The following is a 20,089-nucleotide window of genomic DNA, read 5'->3' as shown; positions in this document are numbered from 1 at the left end:
CGCGCAGCGTCAGGACGGCTGATAGGCGGCGATGATGGCGTCGGCCACCGCACGCACGCGGGCAGTACGATTGAGATCACCATGCAGCACCAGCCACATGTCGTAAGGCTCGGAACGCTGCGGCCAGATGCGTTTCAGTTGCGGTTCCTGATCGCCCAGATGGAGCGGCAACTCGCCGATGCCGAGACCGGCCCGGATCGCTTCGATCATCATCAGTCCGGACATCACTTCCATTGCCACCCGCGCATTGCAGAACGATTCGCCGCAGATGGCGGTATTCGAATGTTGCACAACCGTGCGTTGGTAAATCACCACATCGTGACCACGCATGCCGCTGCCCGGCTCCGGCTCGCCGTGCGCTTTCAGATAGGCCTTGGAGGCATACATCCCCAATTCCTGCCGGGCCAGATGGCGCGAGATCAGGTCCGGGCTGGTCGGACGCTGGCTGCGCACCGCCAGATCGGCTTCGCGCCGGGTCATGTTGGCATACTGCTTGGCCGTGTTCAGCACCACCCGGATAGCGGGATGTTCGGCGTGCAGCTTTTGCATGGCGGGGATCAGGAAATAGCGCGCCGAGGTATCGGTGGAGGCAACCTTGACGGTGCCGCACAGTCGCTCATCGATACCCTGGGTCTGGCGCACCAGTTGTTCGGCACCTTGCTCCATGCGTTCGGCGGCGCTGACCGCAAGTTCGCCGGCCGGCGTGGCAACATAGCCGGCAGGTGTCCGTAAAAACAGACGGGCATCGAGCGCCTTTTCCATCGCACTCAGACGCCGCCCGACCGTGGCCTGATCGATCTGCAATTGTTCGGCAGCCCCGCGCAGCGTGCCTATGCGGTGAATTGCCAGAAAAACACGGGCATTATCCCAATCCATTCGGTGCTCCTGTCCGGTGTTCGCCGGAGGTCTCGTTGTGATGCATTTTTGCATCGGAGTCACGATGTTATGCTTCTTTATTGCATCGGACAAGTTGCCTAGAATGAGCATCTGTTCACTGCTCGCGGAAATATCATGTCGCTGCCATCTGCCGTTCCTTGCACTACCGTGCCACTGCCGCCGTCACCGCTGGTGACTGCGCGCGCCGGCTTGTTGCCGCTGGTGACGCTGGCCATCGGCTTCGTCATGGCAATGCTGGATGTGACCGTAGTCAATGTCGGCTTGTCTTCCATCGAACACAGCCTGGCGACACCGCTGTCGATGCTGGTGTGGATTGTCGATGGCTACACGCTGACCTTTGCCGCAATGTTGCTGGTCGGCGGAGCGCTGGCAGATCGCTACGGCGCCAAGCAGATTTACCTGCTGGGTTTGTTGCTGTTCGTGGTGGCGTCCCTGTTGTGCGGCGCGGCGCCGAACGGCGGCTTGCTGGTGGCAGCGCGTTTGTTGCAAGGCTTGGGGGCGGCGTTGTTCATGCCCAGCTCGCTGAGTTTGCTCACGCATACTTATCAGGATGACCGGGTGCGGGCGCACATGTTGGGTATCTGGTCGGCCACGGTGGGCGGCGCTGCTGCGCTCGGACCGCTGGTGGGTGGCGTGCTGATTCACAGTTTCGGCTGGCGCAGCGTCTTCCTGATCAACGTGCCGGTCGGTTTGCTCGGTCTGGTATTGGCGTATCGGCTGATTCCGGCAGTACAGAAAAATCCGCGGCCGCTGCGCATCAGCAGCCACGTACTCGGCATCGGCATGCTGGCGGCATTGAGCTTCGCCCTGATTCAAGGCCCGGTATATGGCTGGGGTTCGCTGCCGATCATTACGGCGTTTGGCTTGACGCTGGCCGCCGCAGCGTTGCTGGTGCAGCGTGAACGGCGCGGCGTCACGCCGTTGTTGCCGCCGGCATTGTTTGCCACGCCGCAATTTGCGGCTGCCAATGGCATCGGCTTCCTGATCAACTTCGGTGTCTACGGGCAATTCTTTTTCCTCAGCCTGTTTTTGCAACAGGCGCGCGGCGCGGATGCCTTGCATACCGGCTTGCAGTTATTGCCGATGATGGCCGTGATTTTTGCCGGCAATCTGTTGTCGGGACGCATGACGGCACGCTGGGGTGCGCGTTTCCCGATGCAGCTGGGCTTGACCGTGGCCGTCATTTTCTCCGGTTTGCTGATGACGGTCACTGCCACCACGCCTTACTGGATCTTCGCGCTGGTCGGTGCGTGCGCCAATCTCGGTGTCAGCACGGCAATTCCGGCCATGACCACGGCGGTGATGCAGGTCGCCGGCCGCACCCATGCCAACAGCGCCGCGGCAGCCCTGAATGCCAATCGCCAGATCGGCGCCCTGGTCGGAGTGGCGCTGGTCGGAGCGATCCTGCATACCTTCGGTGACTGGTACTGGCGCACGGCGCTGGCATTTGGCGTCATTTGTGCCGTCTATGCAGGGGCCTTGTGGCTGGTGGCACGCTACATCGGCAAGCCTGCGGCACCGGCGAGCGCGGCCACGCCGGATCACTGAAGCGCACGAAAAGCGGCGGCGACTGCTTCTTTTTGCGGCGATCGGTGCCGCAGGCCGTAAAATAGCGGCTTATTTGTAAAAAAGAAGAATTCGCATGTCCATACAATGGTTCCCAGGCCACATGAACGCCGCCCGCAAGAAAGCGGCGGAGGCAATGGAAAAGGTCGATCTGGTGATCGAAGTGCTTGATGCGCGTCTGCCGCAAGCCAGCTGTAATCCGATGATTGAGCAATTGCGCCTGTTTCGCCAGCGGCCCTGCCTGAAGATCCTGAACAAGAGCGATCTGGCAGACCCGGGCGCAACGCAAGCATGGATCAGTCATTACAACAGTCAGAAGAACGTCAATGCGGTGGCCCTGAGCTGCAAGAAGCCCAGCGACGTCGCCCGGATCCCCAAGCTGGCACTGGCGCTGGCGCCGCATCGCGGCACGCCGCTCAAGCCATTGCGCATGATGATCATGGGCATTCCCAACGTCGGCAAATCGACGCTGATGAATGCCCTGCTGAAAAAGCGCGTGGCGGCGGTGGGGGATGAACCGGCCGTGACCAAGACACAACAGCGCTTGTATCTCGGCAACAATATGGTGCTGATCGATACCCCGGGCATGTTGTGGCCCAAGATTCAACTGGCCAGCGACGGCTTGATGCTGGCTGCCAGCCATGCCATCGGCAGCAATGCGCTGATCGAAGAAGAAGTCGCCACCTATCTGGCCGACGTCTTGCTCGAACGTTACCCGCAATTGCTGAAGGCGCGTTACGGTTTCGATACCAATGGCATCGATGGCGTATCGGTGATCGAAGGTGTGGCTGCGCGGCGCGGGTTCCGGCTCAAAGGCGGCGATCCCGATTTCGAAAAGGCGGCGCATACTTTCCTGCAGGATTACCGTACCGGCGCCTTGGGCCGCATTACGCTGGAGTCGCCGCAATCGCGCGCACTGTTGCTGCAACAGCACCGCGAAGAAGTGGCTGCCATCGCTGCCGAAGAAGCGGAACTGGCTGCGGCGGCAGCAGCCAAGGCGGCCAGCGATCACGGCCGCGGAGAAGCCGATCTGACGTCGTGATGTGATGACAGGATCAGCATGAAAAAAAAGCGCCGGCGAAGTGATTCGCCGGCGCTTTTTTCATACCGGTCTGCCGCAGCAGACCAGCAAGTGATTACCAGGAAGTGATGACCGAGTTCTTGTACTTTTCGATCACGAACTTCTTGATTTCAGGGCTGTGGTAAGCCTTGATCAGCTTGGCTACCCATGGCTTGTCCTTGTCTTCGGCGCGAACCGCGATGACATTGACGTAAGGACCCTTGGACGCTTCCACGGCGATGCCATCCTTGGTTGGCGACAGGCCGGCCGATTCCGCGAAGTTGCCGTTGATCACGGCAGCATCGAAATCATCCAGCGAACGTGGCAGTTGCGCTGCGTCCAGTTCGATGATTTTGACTTTCTTCGGATTGTCGGTGATGTCCAGCGGTGTTGCCTTCAGACCGGCATCTGCCTTCAGCTTGAGTACGCCTTGTGCTTGCAGCAGCAACAGTGCGCGACCGCCATTGGTCGGATCGTTAGGGATACCGATACGGCCACCGCTCTTGAGGTCTTTGAGCGACTTGATCTTCTTGGAGTACACGCCCATCGGGAACGTGATGGTGGTGCCGACGCTGACGAACTTGTAGCCACGGTCCTTGACCTGAGCATCCAGGTAAGGCTGGTGCTGATAGCTGTTGGCATCGAGGTCGCCGGCAGCCAGCGCTGCGTTCGGCTGAATGTAATCGCTGAATTCGATGATTTGCAATTTCAGACCATCTTTTTCAGCGATCTTTTTGACCTGTTCCAGAATCTCGGCATGCGGGCCGCCGGTGGCGCCGATCTTGATGGTTTTGTCCTGGGCCGACACAGGTGCTGCAACCAGACTGGCGACGACGCCCAAGCCTGCGAAAAACTGGATTAATTGACGACGGTTCATTGTTTCCCTTTCATTTTTTCGATGCAGCGGATAGCTGCGTTTTTTTGCGTCCTAGCGATGACTGAGACGTCTTACCAGGATATCTCCCAGTGTTTGTACCAATTGCACAAATACGATCAGAATCAGCACCACTGCCAGCATCACTTCCGGCAAAAAGCGCTGGTAGCCGTAGCGGATGCCGAGGTCTCCGAGACCGCCGCCGCCGATGGCGCCGGCCATGGCCGAATAGCCGACCAGGCTGACGAAGGTGATGGTGAGACCGGCGACGATACCAGCAAATGCTTCCGGCACCAATACCTTGTAAATGATTTGCCAGGTGGTGGCGCCCATGGCTTGTGCCGCCTCCACCAGACCATGATCGACTTCACGCAATGCGGTTTCCACCAGACGCGCGATGAACGGCGCCGAAGCGATGGTCAGCGGCACGATGGCGGCAGCAGTACCGATTGAGGTGCCGACAAAAAAGCGCGTGAAGGGAATCACGGCCACCAGCAGGATGATGAACGGGGTCGAGCGCACCGCGTTGACCAGCAGGCCGGCAGTGCGGTTGAACGCCAGATTCGGCAAGATGCCGTTGCGTTCGGTCAGATGCAGGGCGATCCCCAGCGGTACGCCGAGAATGGCGCCGAGGATGCCGGAGATGCCGACCATCATCAGGGTTTCGCCAAACGAACTGACGAACAGATCAAGCATTTCAGATGACATGATTCAACTCCTCTACGACCACGCCCTGAGCGCGCAGATACTCCATGGCGCCGGCGATATTTTGTGGGGTACCGCTGGCCAGAATGGCGAGCGAACCAAACGCTTGTCCCTGAATTTCATCGATCTGGCCGTGCAGGATATTGAAGTCCAGATTGAAACGGCGCACCGCTTCCGACAGATGTGGCTGATCAACCCCCGAGCCGGTAAATGCAAAACGGAACAGATGGTCGGTAGCAGCACTGCCTTCGGCATCGCTGCGCGCCAGCCGGGCCCGCAGCCGCTCCAGCACGCCCTTGGGCAATTCATGCGCGATCACATCGCCGATCAGGGCGCGCGTGACTTCATGTTTCGGTTCGCGGAAAACGTCCAGCACTTCGCCTTGCTCGATCACCTGGCCGGCTTCCATCACTGCCACGCGATCACAGATGACCTTGATGACTTCCATCTGATGCGTGATCAGCACGATGGTCAGGCCCAGTTCCTTGTTGATCTTGCGCAGCAGTTCCAGAATCGAGCGGGTAGTTTCCGGATCGAGCGCCGAGGTGGCTTCGTCCGACAGCAATACCTTGGGTTCGTTGGCCAGCGCGCGGGCGATGCCGACGCGCTGTTTCTGGCCGCCTGAAATGTTGGCCGGATAGCGATCCTTGAGCGCAGTCAGGCCGACCAGCTCCAGCAATGGGGCGACCTTCTTTTCAATCTCGGCTTTCGACAGCCCGGCCAGTTCCAGCGGCAAGGCGATGTTGTCGTATACGGTGCGAGACGACAGCAAATTGAAATGCTGAAAAATCATGCCGATTTCGCGACGTGCCGCGCGCAACTGGTCGGCCGACAGCGTGGTCATGTCTTTGCCGTCGAGCACGATGCGGCCCGAAGTCGGACGGTTGAGCAGATTGATGGTGCGCACCAGTGTGCTTTTGCCAGCACCGCTGCGACCGATGATGCCGAATACTTCGCCCTTGCGGATCGACAGGTCGACATTGCGAACCGCGTCCACGGCGCCGCCTGCACTCTGGAAGCGTTGAGTGACCGCTTGAATTTCTATCATTGCAATGAAAAAGGCAGCTATTCGCATCGCATCGCGTTGTTGCGCGTGCCGACACAAGCCGCTGCCTCTGTTTTTATTGTGAATCCGCAATTTTAGGGGTGTTTGCAGATCAGGCGAACTATTTTTTTCTAATTTGTTATGACGAAAATGAATATAGCGCTTCAGGGTGCTCAAATCCGGCATTAAATTTCAATGCGGCACTATCCGGAGCCGTCCGGTTACAAAATGTTTCTTTTGAGAAATATATTGTTGTGTACATTTCATCATGTTTTGTGACGCCAACCGGTACGTTCGCAGTGCCGGCCATTTGTGACGACCCGGGCGGTTGTTTTGTGTATCCGGTCCGGTTTTTGAAAAGGAGCATTTCATGCGTATCAATTCCAATCTGTATACAGCGGTTCCGCAGCAAAACAGCGTTGCCGGCATGGCGGCGGCCGGCGAGATTGCTGCGGGCACCGTGGTGACTGTGACGGGCGGCGACCGGCATGAGGCCGGTTTGCCGTTATATCAGGCCGACGGCCGGTTGCGCCAGCGTGCGGATGCTGCCGGTACGGCACAAGCCGCGCCGGAAGACGCCCCGGCGATTCCGCATGACCGTCCCAAACGTTTCATCCCGGTGGCAGCCGGCGTTGCGGAAGTGATTGCCGAAGTGGTGGCAGAAGCAGAAGCCGCCGCAACTGCGGCTACCCTCAGTCGCAGTCTGGCGGCCGGGAGCACGGCTGCAGCAACTGCTGCCTCGACGATTGTCAGGACCGAAGTGACGATGTTCGAGGCTGAGGCGGCATTCATGATGCCGGTGTCGCGCGAATTCGGCAGCGGCCAGTTGTTTCATGCCATCAAAAAAACGGCGATTCGCGAGGCCGTTGCCAGCGCCACCGATAGCGCTGGCCGGGCCGGTTTGCGGTCGGGCACGCTGCATGGTCAGCGCATGGGAGCGTTGCTCGGCGCGGAGGTTGGCGAAACCAATGGCAGGAGCGCCGGCGCTGCCGCCGCAACGCGCGTTGCCGGGGAGCAGATCGATTGGGTGGCAGTAGCGGCAGGTGGCGATGCCGGACGACAAGCCGGACGCGAGATCGGCGAGGCAATTGGCGGTCAGCGTGCCGGTAGCCTAGGCTACCGGTTTGGCAGGGCATCCGGCGCGGTAGCCGGAAGGTTGACCGGCGCCACGATTGCTTCTCGCCTGGCAGCAAGGCTGGCGGCGACAGAGTTGGCTGCCGGTGCCGGCAGCGGCCGGGCGCTCAGCGACGCCGGCAAGATCGGCCGGGCTGCGGCCATTCAGGCCGGCCGCCTGGCAGGCGAGAAGGTAGGCGTCATCGTTGGCCGGGAGATCGGCAGCAGCGTCACGACGCTGGCCGATGAGGCAGTACGCGTGGCTGCCGCCCGGGCCGGATATGAAGCAGGGCGTGAAGCGGGGACGCTGGCAGCGGCGACCGCCAGAGAGTGTCGCGGCCCGGTGCTTGCCGGGCGCTGGGGCAAATGACCGCGAACCGGCAACAATGTCTTGTGCCGGCAAACGACGGACGAAAAAAAACCGCAGCAAGCTGCGGTTTTTTTCTGCAACAGGAGCTGCGAATGCCGAAGCACCCGCATGGCATCCGGCAAATTACATCATGCCGTCCATGCCACCCATGCCGCCCATACCACCCATGCCGCCTGGCATGCCGCCAGCTGCCTTGTCATCCGGCAGTTCAGCGATCATTGCATCAGTAGTCAGGATCAGACCGGCAACCGACGCTGCATTTTGCAATGCCGAGCGGGTAACCTTGGCTGGATCCAGAACACCCAGTTCCACCAGATCGCCGTAAGTACCGTTGGCAGCGTTGTAACCGTAGTTACCCTTGCCAGCCAGCACTGCATTGATCACAACCGATGGCTCATCGCCAGCGTTGAATACGATTTGACGCAGAGGCTCTTCGATTGCGCGCAGAACGATCTTGATGCCGGCTTCCTGATCAGCGTTGTCGCCTTTCAGGTCCTTGACATTGGCACGTGCGCGCAGGAATGCAACGCCGCCGCCTGGAACCACGCCTTCTTCAACTGCAGCGCGGGTAGCGTGCAGCGCATCTTCAACGCGTGCTTTCTTTTCTTTCATTTCAACTTCAGTTGCCGCGCCGACCTTGATCAGTGCAACGCCGCCTGCCAGCTTGGCAACGCGTTCCTGCAGTTTTTCACGGTCGTAATCCGAAGTGGCTTCTTCGATTTGCGCACGGATTTGCTTGACACGCGATTCGATAGTGATGGCTTCGCCGGCACCGTCGATGATGGTGGTGTTTTCTTTGTTGATTTCGATACGCTTGGCTTGGCCCAGTTCTGCCAGAGTTGCCTTTTCCAGTGTCAGACCAACTTCTTCAGCGATAACTTGACCACCGGTCAGGATCGCGATGTCTTCCAGCATGGCTTTACGACGATCGCCAAAGCCAGGAGCCTTGACAGCTGCTGTCTTCAGGATGCCGCGGATGTTGTTGACGACCAGAGTTGCCAGTGCTTCGCCTTCGACATCTTCTGCGATGATCAGCAGCGGACGGCCCGACTTCGCAACTTGTTCCAGGATCGGCAGCAGATCACGGATGTTCGAAACCTTCTTGTCGAACAACAGGATGAATGGGTTTTCCAGAGCAACAACCTGTTTTTCCTGGTTGTTGATGAAGTATGGCGACAGGTAGCCGCGGTCGAATTGCATACCTTCGACGATATCCAGTTCGTTTTCCAGCGATTTGCCGTCTTCCACGGTGATCACGCCTTCTTTGCCGACCTTGTCCATTGCCTTGGCAATGATTTCACCGATATCGGTGTCGGAGTTGGCGGAGATCGAACCAACCTGAGCAATTTCCTTGCTGGTAGTAGTTGGCTTGGACAGTGTCTTGATTTCAGCAACGATAGCGACAACAGCCTTGTCGATGCCGCGCTTCAGGTCAGTCGGGTTGAAACCGGCTGCAACATACTTGAAGCCTTCGCGAACGATGGCTTGTGCCAGCACGGTAGCAGTAGTAGTACCGTCGCCTGCGTTGTCGGAAGTCTTGGAAGCAACTTCTTTCACGAGCTGCGCGCCCATGTTTTCCAGCTTGTCTTTCAGTTCGATTTCTTTCGCAACCGAAACGCCGTCCTTGGTCACGGTTGGTGCGCCGAAGCTGCGTTCCAGAACCACGTTACGACCCTTAGGACCCAGTGTTACCTTGACTGCGTTAGCCAGGATGTTGACACCGTTGACGATCTTGGCGCGTGCATCATCGCCGAAAATTACTTGTTTTGCTGCCATGTTGGATTCTCCAAAAATTCGTGTGAATTTGCTCGGTAGAGCGGGAATGCATTACATGAATTGCGCGCGGACCGGAGGCCCGGCGGCGCAATTCACATGAAATTACTTGCCTTCGACAACGGCGAACAGATCTTCTTCGCGCATTACCAGCAGTTCCTGGCCGTCGATCTTGACAGCTTGACCGGAGTATTTGCCGAACAGAACGCGGTCGCCGACCTTGACTGCCAGCGGACGGACTTTGCCGTCGTCGAGGATTTTGCCGTTGCCGACTGCCAGGACTTCACCTTGATCTGGCTTTTCGGTCGCAGCGTCCGGGAGCACGATACCGGATGCGGTTTTGGTTTCCTGGTCGAGACGTTTCACGATAACGCGATCGTGCAAAGGACGAAGACTCATAAAAGCTCCTTCAAATTCAATAAGTTATAAGTAATTGCGGCATTCGCTGCAAAGCAGACTTCAACCATGCAGCTTCAATTAAGCGCGCTACATCGGAAAAGTGTTCAGGCCAGAAAGAGCTGTTAGCACTCTCTCATGACGAGTGCTAAGTATAGGGACGGTCAGTTGATTTTTCAAGGGCAGTGTTAGGAAATTAAAGTATGGCGGGCGAAAATCGTTGCCCGAATCCATTTAACAGGGCACTTCACCGATCCGATATCGGGCGCACCGAGACATTGTTTCCAAAAAGAAATACCAATGACGGAGCAGCTGACGCCTTGCGTTGCACGGCATGGCTGGGAGCGCTTGCCGGAGAGGCCAGACACAAATCCCCCCGACATCGACTATTGCAATTGAAATACAGGCAACCCGGTTTGTAATACAACTGCAACTTCGTCTTGGCAAGATTGATTCCAGATCAACACAATCCAAGAGGGAGAAGATGATGAACAAGATAATGGCGCTGGCAGCGGGGGTATTCATGGCAGGTCAGGCTACTGCGGAAATCAGGCCGGAGTTCACCCTGGGTACTGAAATCTACGAAGAGACTTATCTCGAGTGGCACCAGGGGCGGCGCTTCATGAAGGAGCGGGCCAGCATGAAAGGCATTACCGGCGACTTGCGCTTGGAGATTGATCAGCAAAATGCGGTGCGCGTGGCAGGCCGGTATGCCTGGGGTAACGGCGATTACACCGGCGCCTATCAAGGGCAATCTTATGGATCGCTGTCGTTGCCGGGGTTGTCGCGCAGGACCTGGGAGATCAGGAGCACCTATGAGTGGACCACGCATGCCTTCGATTATCCTGTGACTTTGTCCGCCGGCGCTGGCTACCGCAATCTGGTGGATCGACTTGATCAGGCGGGATTGGGAGGTTATCGTCGCGAGTCCAAATATTTTTATGGCACGCTGGGGGTGGGTTCCGTATTCAAGGTCGGGGATGGATCGTGGACTTTTTCGCCCAAGGCGTCTTATCAACATTTACTGCGGGGGTTCCAATATTCCGACAACGTGGTCAATCGTCAGGACAGTGGTTACGGCCTGGAAGTCTCGGCAGCGCTTTCCCGTCCGGTCGGTACCGGCAGCATCAGCGTGACACCGTTTTACCGTTACTGGAAAATTGCCGATAGCAAGTTGAACAGTTCCGCCAATGACTGGATGGAACCCGAAAACAAGACCAGTGAATTCGGCGTCAATTTGTCGTACCGCTTCTGACTTGAGTACAGCAGCAAAAAAATAGCCGGCTAGGTTGCCATTGCAGGGGTGTGATGGCAACGTATTTTCCGGATCACGATTTCATCATTTGGAGGAGAGTAGATTGCTTATAAAAAAAACTCACGGACTCGTCTTTGTGTCCTTGCTGAGCCTGATTGCCGCTTCACTGTTGCCGCTTCAGGTCCGGGCCCAGGTTTCACCCGCCGCACAGGCGCCGGTTGCGTTGCCGCCAGGTGTTACCCGCGGCCCGGTCGCGGAAGGCATTGCCGAATTTCGTTTTGCCAATGGCTTCAAGGTGCTGCTGCTGCCTGATGCCTTGCAGAAGACGGTCACTCTCAACATCACCTATCTGGTCGGTTCGCGCCATGAAAACTACGGTGAAACCGGCATGGCTCACTTGCTTGAACATTTGCTGTTCAAAGGGACGCCACGCAATCCGGCGATCCCTCAGGAATTCAGCCGGCGCGGCATGTCGTTTAACGGCACCACTGGAATCGATAAGACCAATTATGTTGAGACCTTCCAGGCCGGCGATGAAAATCTGCGCTGGGCGATTGCGATGGAAGCTGACCGCATGCGCAATTCTCATATCGCCAGGAAAGATCTCGATAGCGAGATGACCGTCGTGCGCAACGAATTCGAGGAGGGTGAAAACTCGCCGTTCCAGGCAATGATCAAACGCATGCAAAGCGTTGCTTACGACTGGCACAGCTATAGCCGCTCGCCGATCGGCAATCGCAGCGATATTGAAAATGTCAGGATCAGGAATCTGCAAGCCTTTTACCGGACCTATTACCAACCGGACAATGCGGTCATGATGATCGCCGGCGATTTCGCCCCGGAACAGGTTTTGCGCTGGGTCAGCCAGAGCTTCGGCAAACTGCCCAGGCCGAAACGCGCACTGCCCGAGTTCTGGACCATCGAACCGACGCAGGATGGTGAGCGCCAGTTTTTCATCCGTCGCAGCGGCGACATGCAACTGGTCGCGGTGGGATACAAGATGCCGTCCATGGTGCACGCCGATTACAACGCGCTGACGGTAGCGGCGGCGGTGTTGACAAATACCCCGAATGGCCGCTTGCACAAATCGCTGGTGGAAAGCGGACTGGCCACGCAGATTGATGTATTTCAGTTGAGCGGGCTGGCGCCGGGCTTGCAACTGATTGCAGCCAGAGCCAAACAAGGTGCAGACCTTGAGGCGATCAAGCAGGCGTTGGTTGCCGGTATCGAATCGTTTGCAGCGACGCCGCCGACCGAGGCCGAGCTGGTGCGCTTCAGGCAGGAACAAGTCAACTTCTACGAGCAACTGCAAAATGATCCGCAGCAGTTGGCGGTCTCCATGTCCGACGCGATAGCCCTGGGTGATTGGCGCTTGCTGTTCGCTGCACGCGACGACCTGCTTCAGGTGACTGCGCCGCGGGCTGCCGCAGCGGCTGCCAAATACTTCCGCCGCGATAATCGCACCGTGGGTCTGTTCGTGCCGGAAGACCAGCCGCAACGCACGGATGTCCCCGCAACACCACCGGTATCGGCCGCGCTGGAACAGTATCATCCGCAACAGCGCGTACATGCCGGCGCAGGCTTCGATGCGACGCCAGCCAATATCGACCGGCATACCCGGGTGCTGCTGCCCGGCCAAGGCCAGCACACTGGTTTCAAGCTGGCGCTGTTGCCGAAAAGCACGCGTGGCGACATGGTCACGGTCAGTCTTCATCCCGAGTTCGGTAACGAGCAGAGCCTGTTCGGCAAGCAGGTACCGGCCAAAATGGCGGAGATGATGCTCTTGCGCGGTACCGAGTCGAAGAGCCGTCAGGAATTGCTGGACGCGATTCAACGTCTGAAGATCAACGGTGAGCTGTTCGGATTTCAGACTACCCGTGAAAACCTGGTACCAGCCTTGCAATTGCAGGCCGAAGTACTGCGCCATCCCAGGTTTGATGCAGCGGAATTCGAGCAAGTGCGTCAGGAATTATTGTTGGACCTGGAAGCCGCGCGCAAGGATCCTTCGGCCCGCGCCAACGACGTCATGGCGCTTCACTTCAATCACTATCCGGCCGGTGACTGGCGTGCCGCCATGGGACTGGAGCAAAAAATCGACGGCGTGAAAAACACCACGCTGGACCAGGTCAAACAGTTTCATCAGGAATTCTATGGCGCCTCTGACGGCCAACTGGTGATCGTCGGCGCGTTTGATCCGGACACCGCTGTCAAGGCTGTCGATGCAGCGTTTGGCGGGTGGGCGAGTCGCGCTCCTTATGCGCGGGTGTTGGAATCCTGGGCTGAGATATCACCCAAGCGCGAGCTGATCGACACGCCAGACAAGGAAAACGGTTTTTATCTGGCGCGTCAGAATATCCGCATGCGCGATACCGATGCCGCTTTTCCGGCATTGATGGTCGCCAACTATCTGATTGGCGGTAGCTCGCTCAAATCTCGTCTGGCTGACCGCGTGCGTCAGAAGGATGGGCTGTCATACGGCATTGAATCCATGCTGGAAGTTGGCAGTTTCAGCGATGCCGGCTATTTCGCGGTGCGGGCAATCGCTGCGCCGCAGAATCTGGGCAAGGTGGAAGCTGCGGTGAAGCAAGAGCTGGCGCTCGTCGTGAAGGATGGATTTACGGCCGAAGAATTGGAAAACGCGAAATCAGGCATATTGCAAATGCGCCAGCGATACCGTGAGGGCGATGCCAACATCGCTGCCGATTGGGTTGGATTGTTGGCGCTCGATCGCAACTATCAATGGGCTGCCCAACTGGACCAGCAGATCGGCAGCCTGACGCTGGCGCAGCTCAACGCAGCGGTGCGCGCCTATATCGATCCGGCGCAAATGAGTGTCGTGATCGCACGCGATACGAAGCGGGCCGGGCAATAGCGGCAACCTAAGGGGCAGCATAAGGAGCAACATAAGGAGCAACATGCGGACCGGCACATCAGCCGGCATGCAACCGCGCAGATGCTTGCGCACAGAGTCTGAGACTCGTTCAAGGTCAAGGCCGCTCCGCATGGAGCGGCTTTTTCTTTTTGGGAAACAATCTTGTCAAGGTGCGTTTAATGTCCGCCGTGCCGGTCTGACTTCGGGCGCTGCATGCCAATGTTGTCAGTGGAAAATCAAAAGGGAGCCGGGGGAGCAACCGTCAGGGTGCTGCGGTCGCCCGGCAAGAAAATAAACCTGTCACGCCCGGGTAAAGGGGTCATACTCAGTCTCTTCGTATCATTCCGGTGCCACGCCTCAGCCCTAACCATATCTACCTTGTCATGCATGGATAAAAACGACGATAAGCGACAGCAGCTGGTTTCCAGTGTGCTGGCTATAACAGCGGGGGCGAGTCAGGCCGAGTTTGTCGCACAGGCATTGCAAGCCTGGGAGCGGCTGGCTGCGCATTTGTGCCCGCTGGTGGGCGATGCCGGCTTTACGGCCTTGTATGCGCGCTCGGTACGGCTGGTCAGCCAGCGCCATGGTTGGGTGGCGGCGGTGCAATCATCACATTCGGTCGATATTCTGTTCGCGACCCTGAAGGAAAACCTGTTATCAGCTGACTTGACGGAGTCGGGCGCCGCCAATGCTGAACTTCTTGATACCTATACCAAGCTGCTGTCGGACTTGATAGGGGGAGCGCTCACCACACGGCTTCTAAATACTGCATGGGCCGCTGAGCCCGAGGGAAAAAGTAGATGAACGACAAAGTAGCCCTCGGACTGCAGGCGACCGGCGTGCCCGGCCTCGATACGCTGTTGGGTGGCGGCTTGAGCGAATTCTCCTTCAATGTCATTGCCGGCGCGCCCGGCAGCGGCAAGACGACGCTTGCGCACCAGATCATGTTTGCGCTCGCCAATCCGCAACGCAAGGCGCTGTTCTTTACGGTACTTGGCGAACCACCGCTGAAAATGTTGCGTTACCAGCAACAATATTCATTTTTCGATATCGATAAAATCGACGACGCCATCCGCTATATCAATCTGGCGGAAAATTTGCGTACCGGCGATTTCAGCGGTGTGCTGGAACGCATCACGAAAGAAGTGGAAACCTTTGCGCCGGGCCTGGTGTTTGTCGATTCGTTCCGGTCGGTGATCCAGACCGCAAAAAGCGGTAACGAAGGCGTGGCCGACCTGCAACATTTCGTGCAGGAACTGGGGACGCGCATGACCAGCTGGCAGGCCATGACATTTCTGATCGGTGAGTACTCGCATGTGGAAACCGAAGCCAATCCGGTGATGACGGTGGCCGATGGTTTGTTTTCGCTGACGCAAAATGTCGATCAGAATTCCACCATCAGAAAAATCCGCATCGTCAAGATGCGCGGGCAGGCGCATCTGCAAGGCGCGCATACGTTTCGCATCAATGGCGATGGCTTGCATATCTATCCGCGCTTGCTGCCATCGCTGATTGATGCGGCAGTCGTGCCGGATCAACAGCCGCAGCGGATCCCGATGGGTATTGCGGAACTGGATGTGATGCTGCACGGCGGTTTGCCGCGCGGGCATGCGGCGCTGGTGGTCGGGCCTTCTGGTTCCGGCAAGACCATTCTCGGCACGGCGTTTCTGGCCGAGGGGGTGCGACAGGGTGAAAACGGCGTCGTCGTCTCCTTCGAAAAAGGACCATCGCGACTGCGCAATGCCGTGCTGGCGCGGATGGTGAAAGCCGGCGAGGTGGCGGTGATCGAAAGCCGTTCGCTCGATTTGTCGGTCGAGGAAATACTCGATGATCTGGTGCAGGCGGTGCATCGCACGCAGGCCAAGCGCGTATTGATTGATTCCTTGTCCGAATTCGGACTGTATCTGGCGCCCGAGTTCAGGCAGGATTTCCGGGCTTCGGTGTTTCGCGTACTGGCCAGTCTGGCCAGCCTCGGCGTCACCGTGGTCGTCACGATGGGCCTCGAAGATCGCTTTACCGATTTGCGTTTCAGCCAGTCCGATTCCTCCTTTCTGGTGGATGCGATCATTGCCATGCGTTACGTGGAAACCGGCGGTCGTCTGATGAAAATGATTTCAGTGGTCAAGGTGCGCGGCAGCGACCACAGCAATGATTTGCGTCATTACCGCATCTCGGATCAGGGTATTGAAATCGAGCCGCAACCAATTCCGCTGGAAGGGATCCTTTCCGGCCGCCCTTCGGCAATCAAGCCTCCAGGCTGAAAGAGCCATTCATGGCGATTGACAACGAGGACGGGGAAAGTTTGCCGCAGCCATTCGCCGCTGCTGCCAGCAACGCTGCGGATCGCGAGACGGACCCGCTCGTGCTCAGCGCCCGCATTGATGCTCTGCAAGCTCAAATCGTCCGGCTCGGCGCCGAGATGCAGGATTTCAATTCGCTCCGGGAAACAGTCGGACAATTGCGCGAAGCCAACCAGAATCTGGTGCTGGCCACGCTCAGTGCGCAAAATTTGCGTGACGAAGCGGAGGCCAGCAATCAGCGGCAGAATGAATTTCTCGCCATGCTGGCGCATGAATTGCGCAATCCGCTGGCACCGATCAGCATGGCCGCAGCATTGCTGGCAAGAACGCCGAACGCGACGCCGCAACTGGTCAAGATCCAGGAAATCGTCAGTCGTCAGGTCAAGCATCTGGCGCGTTTGCTGGATGACTTGCTGGATGCGGCGCGCATCAGCAGTGGCAAGATCACGTTGATCATCGAACCGGTACTGTTGGCAGAAATCGTCGAGCGTTCAGTGGAAACGGTACAGCAGCGCGTGGCGGAGCGCCAGCAAACACTGACGATCAGTGTGCCGGACGAATTGATCGTGGTCGATTGTGATCAGATGCGCCTGGCGCAGGTGTTTTCGAACTTGTTGGTTAATGCCTCCAAATTCACCCAGGATCACGGTGAGCTGAAACTGACGGCAAAACGCGCGGGCGACAAAGTGCTGGTGAGCGTCAAAGATAACGGTGTCGGCATTTCCGCCGATGTGTTGCCGCATATCTTTTCCTTGTTTACGCAGGGGCCGCGTTCGCTGGCGCGCTCCGAAGGCGGTCTTGGCGTCGGCCTCAATGTCGCGCGCAACCTGTTGCAGATGCATGGCGGCAAAGTTGAAGCGCACAGTATGGGGCTGGGCCGTGGCAGTGTGTTTAACGTGACGTTGCCGATTTCCTCGGCGCTGCCGCTGGTGGTGCCGGTATTGCCTGCATTCCGGGGCGACACCATCAGACACCGGATATTGCTGGTCGAAGATAACCGCGATGCCAGCGATACCTTGAGCAGTTTTCTGGTGCAGACCGGGCATACCGTGGTGACCGCGTACGATGGACCCAGTGGTCTGGCGCTGGCGCGACAACAAGATTTCGACGTGGTGATTTGTGATATCGGCCTGCCGGGATTGGATGGCTTCGGTGTGGTAGAAGGCATCCGTAATACGGTGGGGAAAAAGAAACCGTTGGCGATTGCCTTGTCCGGCTACGGCCAGATCGAAGACCGTGCGCTGGCATTCACTGCCGGCTTTGACCACTATTTCGTCAAGCCGATTGACGTCAATGTCTTGCTGGCACTGATTTCCTCCATCCCGCCCACGATTACCTGAGTGGATTGCCGCCGGCACGCTTGCGCTTGTCGCGGAAGGTGCTGACGGCAACCGTCATCAATAGCGCTTTTACGCGGCCAATGCGCCGTGCGGATCAATCACGAATTTCTTGGGCGCGCCGGCATCGAATTCGCCGTAGCCGCTCGGCGCCTGATCCAGCGAAATCACCTGGACGCCGACGATGTCGGCAATGTTGAGCCGGTCCCATAGAATCGCTTGCATCAATTGCCGGTTGTATTTCATGACCGGCGTCTGTCCGGTATGGAAGCTGTGCGATTTGGCCCAGCCGAGACCGAGCCGAATACTGAGGCTGCCGCGTTTGGCGGCGCTGTCGACGGCGCCCGGATCGTCGGTGACATACAAGCCGGGAATGCCGATGCGGCCAGCGGCGCGGGTAATTTCCATCAGCGAATTGAGGACCGTAGCCGGGGCTTCCACTTGCGAGCCGTCATGGCCGTGACCACGGGCCTCGAAGCCGACGCAATCGATGGCGCAATCGACTTCGGCATCGCCGAGGATGGCGGCGATCTGGTCCGCCAGCGTGGCATCCTGCGACAGATCGACGGTTTCGAAACCGACCTTGCGCGCATGCACCAGTCGCAATGGATTGACATCACCGACGATCACCACTGCCGCCCCCAGCAAGCGCGCCGAGGCGGCTGCGGCCAGACCGACCGGGCCGGCGCCGGCGACGTACACGGTGGAGCCGGGGCCGACACCGGCGGTGACTGCACCGTGAAAGCCGGTCGGCAAGATATCGGACAGGCAGGTCAGATCGGTGATCTTGGCCATGGCGCGGTCTTTATCCGGGAAGCGCAGCAAATTGAAATCGGCGTAAGGCACCATGACATATTCGGCCTGGCCGCCGATCCAGCCACCCATGTCGACGTAACCATAAGCACCGCCGGCGCGTGCCGGATTGACGCTGAGGCAGACCCCGGTGTGTTGTTCCTTGCAGGTGCGGCAACGACCGCAGGCAACGTTGAACGGTACCGAAACCAGATCACCTTTCTTGAGCGTTTCGACATCCTTGCCGATCTCGATCACTTCGCCGGTGATTTCGTGACCCAGCACCAGCCCCGAAGCAGCAGTGGTGCGGCCGCGCACCATGTGCTGATCGGAGCCGCAAATATTGGTCGAGATCACTTTCAGGATCACGCCATGTTCAATTTTCTTGCCGGCGGGATTATCCAGCTTGGGGAAGGGAATGGCCTGGACTTCGACCCGCCCTTGTGCGACGTAAACGACACCGCGATTTTCTGCCATGACTTGATCTCCTTTGTTGTGGGGTGGTGCTGGATGGTGAGTGATGAGCCGCCGGCAGGTATCAGCCGCTGCTCTGGTTATTGGCACGAGCGGGCGTCAGGGTATCGGCCACGACGCGCCATTGTTTTTCGGTCTTGCTGACGATGCCGGCCTGGACCTGATCAGCCATCCAGTCCTGGCGTTGCGCGATGGCGTCCGACAGCCACGGCGTCAACCCGGCATCGTCAACGGTGTGCGCCACTTCGCGCAATTCAGCAGCGCGGCGGCGACCGTGCTGCACCACGCGCGACACCAGATAGTCGGCTTGTTGCGGCCAGTCGATGCCGGGAAAGGTTTCGCTCAGCGACGCGATGACCTGTTCTTCCACGCCGTAATGGCGGGCGGCAAACAGACTTTCGATGGTGAGCGCTTCCAGGCCCTTGATCATGACGCTGCGGCACATCTTGATGGCCGAGGCGATGCCGATCTCGTCAGCGGCAGTGCGCATACGCATGCCGGATCCGGCCATCAGTTCCATGAAGGATGTGGTGTGCGGTCCGCCAAGCAGGATCGGCACCGCCAGTCCGCAGGGCGGGATCGATGCCATGACGGCGGCTTCGACATAGTGCGCGCCGGCGGCGCTGATCAGCGCGAAGCCCCGTTGTTTGGCGGCTGGCGAAATCGAGTTGATATCCATGACGAAGGGCGGTGGGGATGGCTGCTGTTCCTGCAGCAGCGCGGCGACTTGCTGCATGACGTCAAGCGCGGCATTGGCCGTGACCGCCGAAATGATGACGCGTGCGCCGGCCATGGCGGCAGCCAACGTGGCATGCAGGCGGACACCGGCTGCAGTGGCCGCCACCTGCATGGCTGTGGCGACTTGGGCATCGCCGGCGGCGGTCAGTTGCAGATCGAACGCCGTCACGGTGAATTGACCGCCGGCCATCAGACCTTGGGCAAAGATGCGGCCGGCTTCACCGTAACCGATGATGCACAGAGGAATGGGGGCAGTGACTGAGGCTGGCGACATGAGGTGAATTCCGATGGTCAGATGAACGGCTGCCGGCATCCAGCGGCTGGCCAACCGATTTTCAGCCAATTGATTGGCGCTCACTACTGCAATCGACGCCATGTGCCATCTAATTTTCTTATCGGAATACCCGGGGGATAAGCCAGACAGCGGCCATGAAACGGTCATTTTGGCTGCGGCATTGCCGGCTTGTCAAAAGCCGGACTATCGAGCATGCTAGAAAAAACACCGGCATCAGGCTGCTCCCG

At 58.4% G+C, this 20,089-nt stretch carries 16 protein-coding genes; 8 read left to right on the top strand and 8 right to left on the bottom strand.

Translation table 11 applies throughout. The features are described 5' to 3' along the window. Window positions 1-9: 9 nt before the first annotated feature. A complete protein-coding gene (locus tag AKL27_RS03830) occupies window positions 10-876 on the bottom strand; it encodes a LysR family transcriptional regulator (protein ID WP_050461452.1) in 867 nt (288 codons plus the stop codon). Between the two features lie 135 nt (window positions 877-1,011). Here AKL27_RS03830 and AKL27_RS03825 point away from each other — a divergent pair, with 135 nt between their 5' ends. Together AKL27_RS03825 and ylqF are read left to right on the top strand one after the other, a co-directional pair. After that, entirely contained in the window at window positions 1,012-2,445 is a 1,434-nt protein-coding gene (locus AKL27_RS03825) for an MFS transporter (RefSeq protein ID WP_083438852.1), read from the top strand. A gap of 94 nt (window positions 2,446-2,539) precedes the next feature. Beyond that, window positions 2,540-3,505 carry a ribosome biogenesis GTPase YlqF gene (ylqF, locus tag AKL27_RS03820; protein WP_083438851.1) on the top strand — a complete coding sequence of 322 codons (966 nt, stop codon included), beginning with the start codon at window positions 2,540-2,542 and terminating at the stop codon, window positions 3,503-3,505. Window positions 3,506-3,599: 94 nt separating this feature from the next. Here ylqF and AKL27_RS03815 read toward each other — a convergent pair whose 3' ends face one another. The 3 genes from AKL27_RS03815 to AKL27_RS03805 are packed head-to-tail and all read right to left on the bottom strand — an operon-like array spanning window position 3,600 to window position 6,150. Beyond that, entirely contained in the window at window positions 3,600-4,400 is an 801-nt protein-coding gene (locus AKL27_RS03815) for a MetQ/NlpA family ABC transporter substrate-binding protein (RefSeq protein ID WP_050461450.1), read from the bottom strand. Window positions 4,401-4,451: 51 nt separating this feature from the next. Next, window positions 4,452-5,105, bottom strand: a complete 654-nt coding sequence (locus tag AKL27_RS03810) for a methionine ABC transporter permease (protein ID WP_050461449.1) — start codon at window positions 5,103-5,105, stop codon at window positions 4,452-4,454. Then, window positions 5,095-6,150, bottom strand: a complete 1,056-nt coding sequence (locus AKL27_RS03805; protein ID WP_050461448.1) for a methionine ABC transporter ATP-binding protein — start codon at window positions 6,148-6,150, stop codon at window positions 5,095-5,097. The genes AKL27_RS03810 and AKL27_RS03805 overlap by 11 nt, the downstream gene beginning before the upstream one ends. 367 nt (window positions 6,151-6,517) lie before the next feature. On the opposite strand from AKL27_RS03805, the gene AKL27_RS03800 reads away from it, so the two are divergent. Then, entirely contained in the window at window positions 6,518-7,630 is a 1,113-nt protein-coding gene (locus AKL27_RS03800) for a hypothetical protein (protein WP_050461447.1), read from the top strand. 123 nt (window positions 7,631-7,753) lie between these two features. Here the strand turns inward: AKL27_RS03800 and groL are convergent, their stop codons facing one another. Both groL and groES read right to left on the bottom strand, forming a co-directional pair. Beyond that, the gene (groL, locus tag AKL27_RS03795) at window positions 7,754-9,406 is read right to left on the bottom strand and encodes a chaperonin GroEL (RefSeq protein WP_050461446.1); all 1,653 of its coding nucleotides are present in this window, start codon (window positions 9,404-9,406) and stop codon (window positions 7,754-7,756) included. A gap of 102 nt (window positions 9,407-9,508) precedes the next feature. Continuing rightward, entirely contained in the window at window positions 9,509-9,802 is a 294-nt protein-coding gene (groES, locus tag AKL27_RS03790; RefSeq protein WP_050461445.1) for a co-chaperone GroES, read from the bottom strand. A gap of 481 nt (window positions 9,803-10,283) precedes the next feature. Between groES and AKL27_RS03785 the strand changes: the two genes are divergently transcribed. The 5 genes from AKL27_RS03785 (at window position 10,284) to AKL27_RS03765 (ending at window position 17,566) form a co-directional block, all read left to right on the top strand. Then, entirely contained in the window at window positions 10,284-11,054 is a 771-nt protein-coding gene (locus tag AKL27_RS03785; RefSeq protein ID WP_157056782.1) for a hypothetical protein, read from the top strand. A 103-nt stretch (window positions 11,055-11,157) separates the two neighbouring features. Then, a complete protein-coding gene (locus AKL27_RS03780) occupies window positions 11,158-13,926 on the top strand; it encodes a M16 family metallopeptidase (RefSeq protein WP_408609752.1) in 2,769 nt (922 codons plus the stop codon). A gap of 387 nt (window positions 13,927-14,313) precedes the next feature. After that, the gene (locus AKL27_RS03775) at window positions 14,314-14,730 is read left to right on the top strand and encodes a hypothetical protein (protein ID WP_050461442.1); all 417 of its coding nucleotides are present in this window, start codon (window positions 14,314-14,316) and stop codon (window positions 14,728-14,730) included. After that, the gene (locus tag AKL27_RS03770; RefSeq protein WP_050461441.1) at window positions 14,727-16,187 is read left to right on the top strand and encodes an ATPase domain-containing protein; all 1,461 of its coding nucleotides are present in this window, start codon (window positions 14,727-14,729) and stop codon (window positions 16,185-16,187) included. The genes AKL27_RS03775 and AKL27_RS03770 overlap by 4 nt, the downstream gene beginning before the upstream one ends. 11 nt (window positions 16,188-16,198) lie before the next feature. Continuing rightward, window positions 16,199-17,566 (top strand): hybrid sensor histidine kinase/response regulator, encoded by a 1,368-nt coding sequence (locus tag AKL27_RS03765; RefSeq protein ID WP_083438850.1) that lies wholly within the window; start codon window positions 16,199-16,201, stop codon window positions 17,564-17,566. A 69-nt stretch (window positions 17,567-17,635) separates the two neighbouring features. Here the strand turns inward: AKL27_RS03765 and fdhA are convergent, their stop codons facing one another. Both fdhA and AKL27_RS03755 read right to left on the bottom strand, forming a co-directional pair. Continuing rightward, window positions 17,636-18,832 (bottom strand): formaldehyde dehydrogenase, glutathione-independent, encoded by a 1,197-nt coding sequence (fdhA, locus tag AKL27_RS03760; RefSeq protein ID WP_050461440.1) that lies wholly within the window; start codon window positions 18,830-18,832, stop codon window positions 17,636-17,638. Between the two features lie 61 nt (window positions 18,833-18,893). After that, on the bottom strand, window positions 18,894-19,841 hold the full coding sequence (locus tag AKL27_RS03755) for an NAD(P)-dependent oxidoreductase (RefSeq protein ID WP_083438859.1): 948 nt from the start codon (window positions 19,839-19,841) through the stop codon (window positions 18,894-18,896). Window positions 19,842-20,089 lie beyond the last annotated feature (248 nt).

This window comes from Herbaspirillum autotrophicum (genome assembly GCF_001189915.1).
Classification (GTDB): Bacteria; Pseudomonadota; Gammaproteobacteria; order Burkholderiales; family Burkholderiaceae_D; genus Herbaspirillum; species Herbaspirillum autotrophicum.
This window is presented reverse-complemented; position numbering and strand designations above follow the sequence as displayed.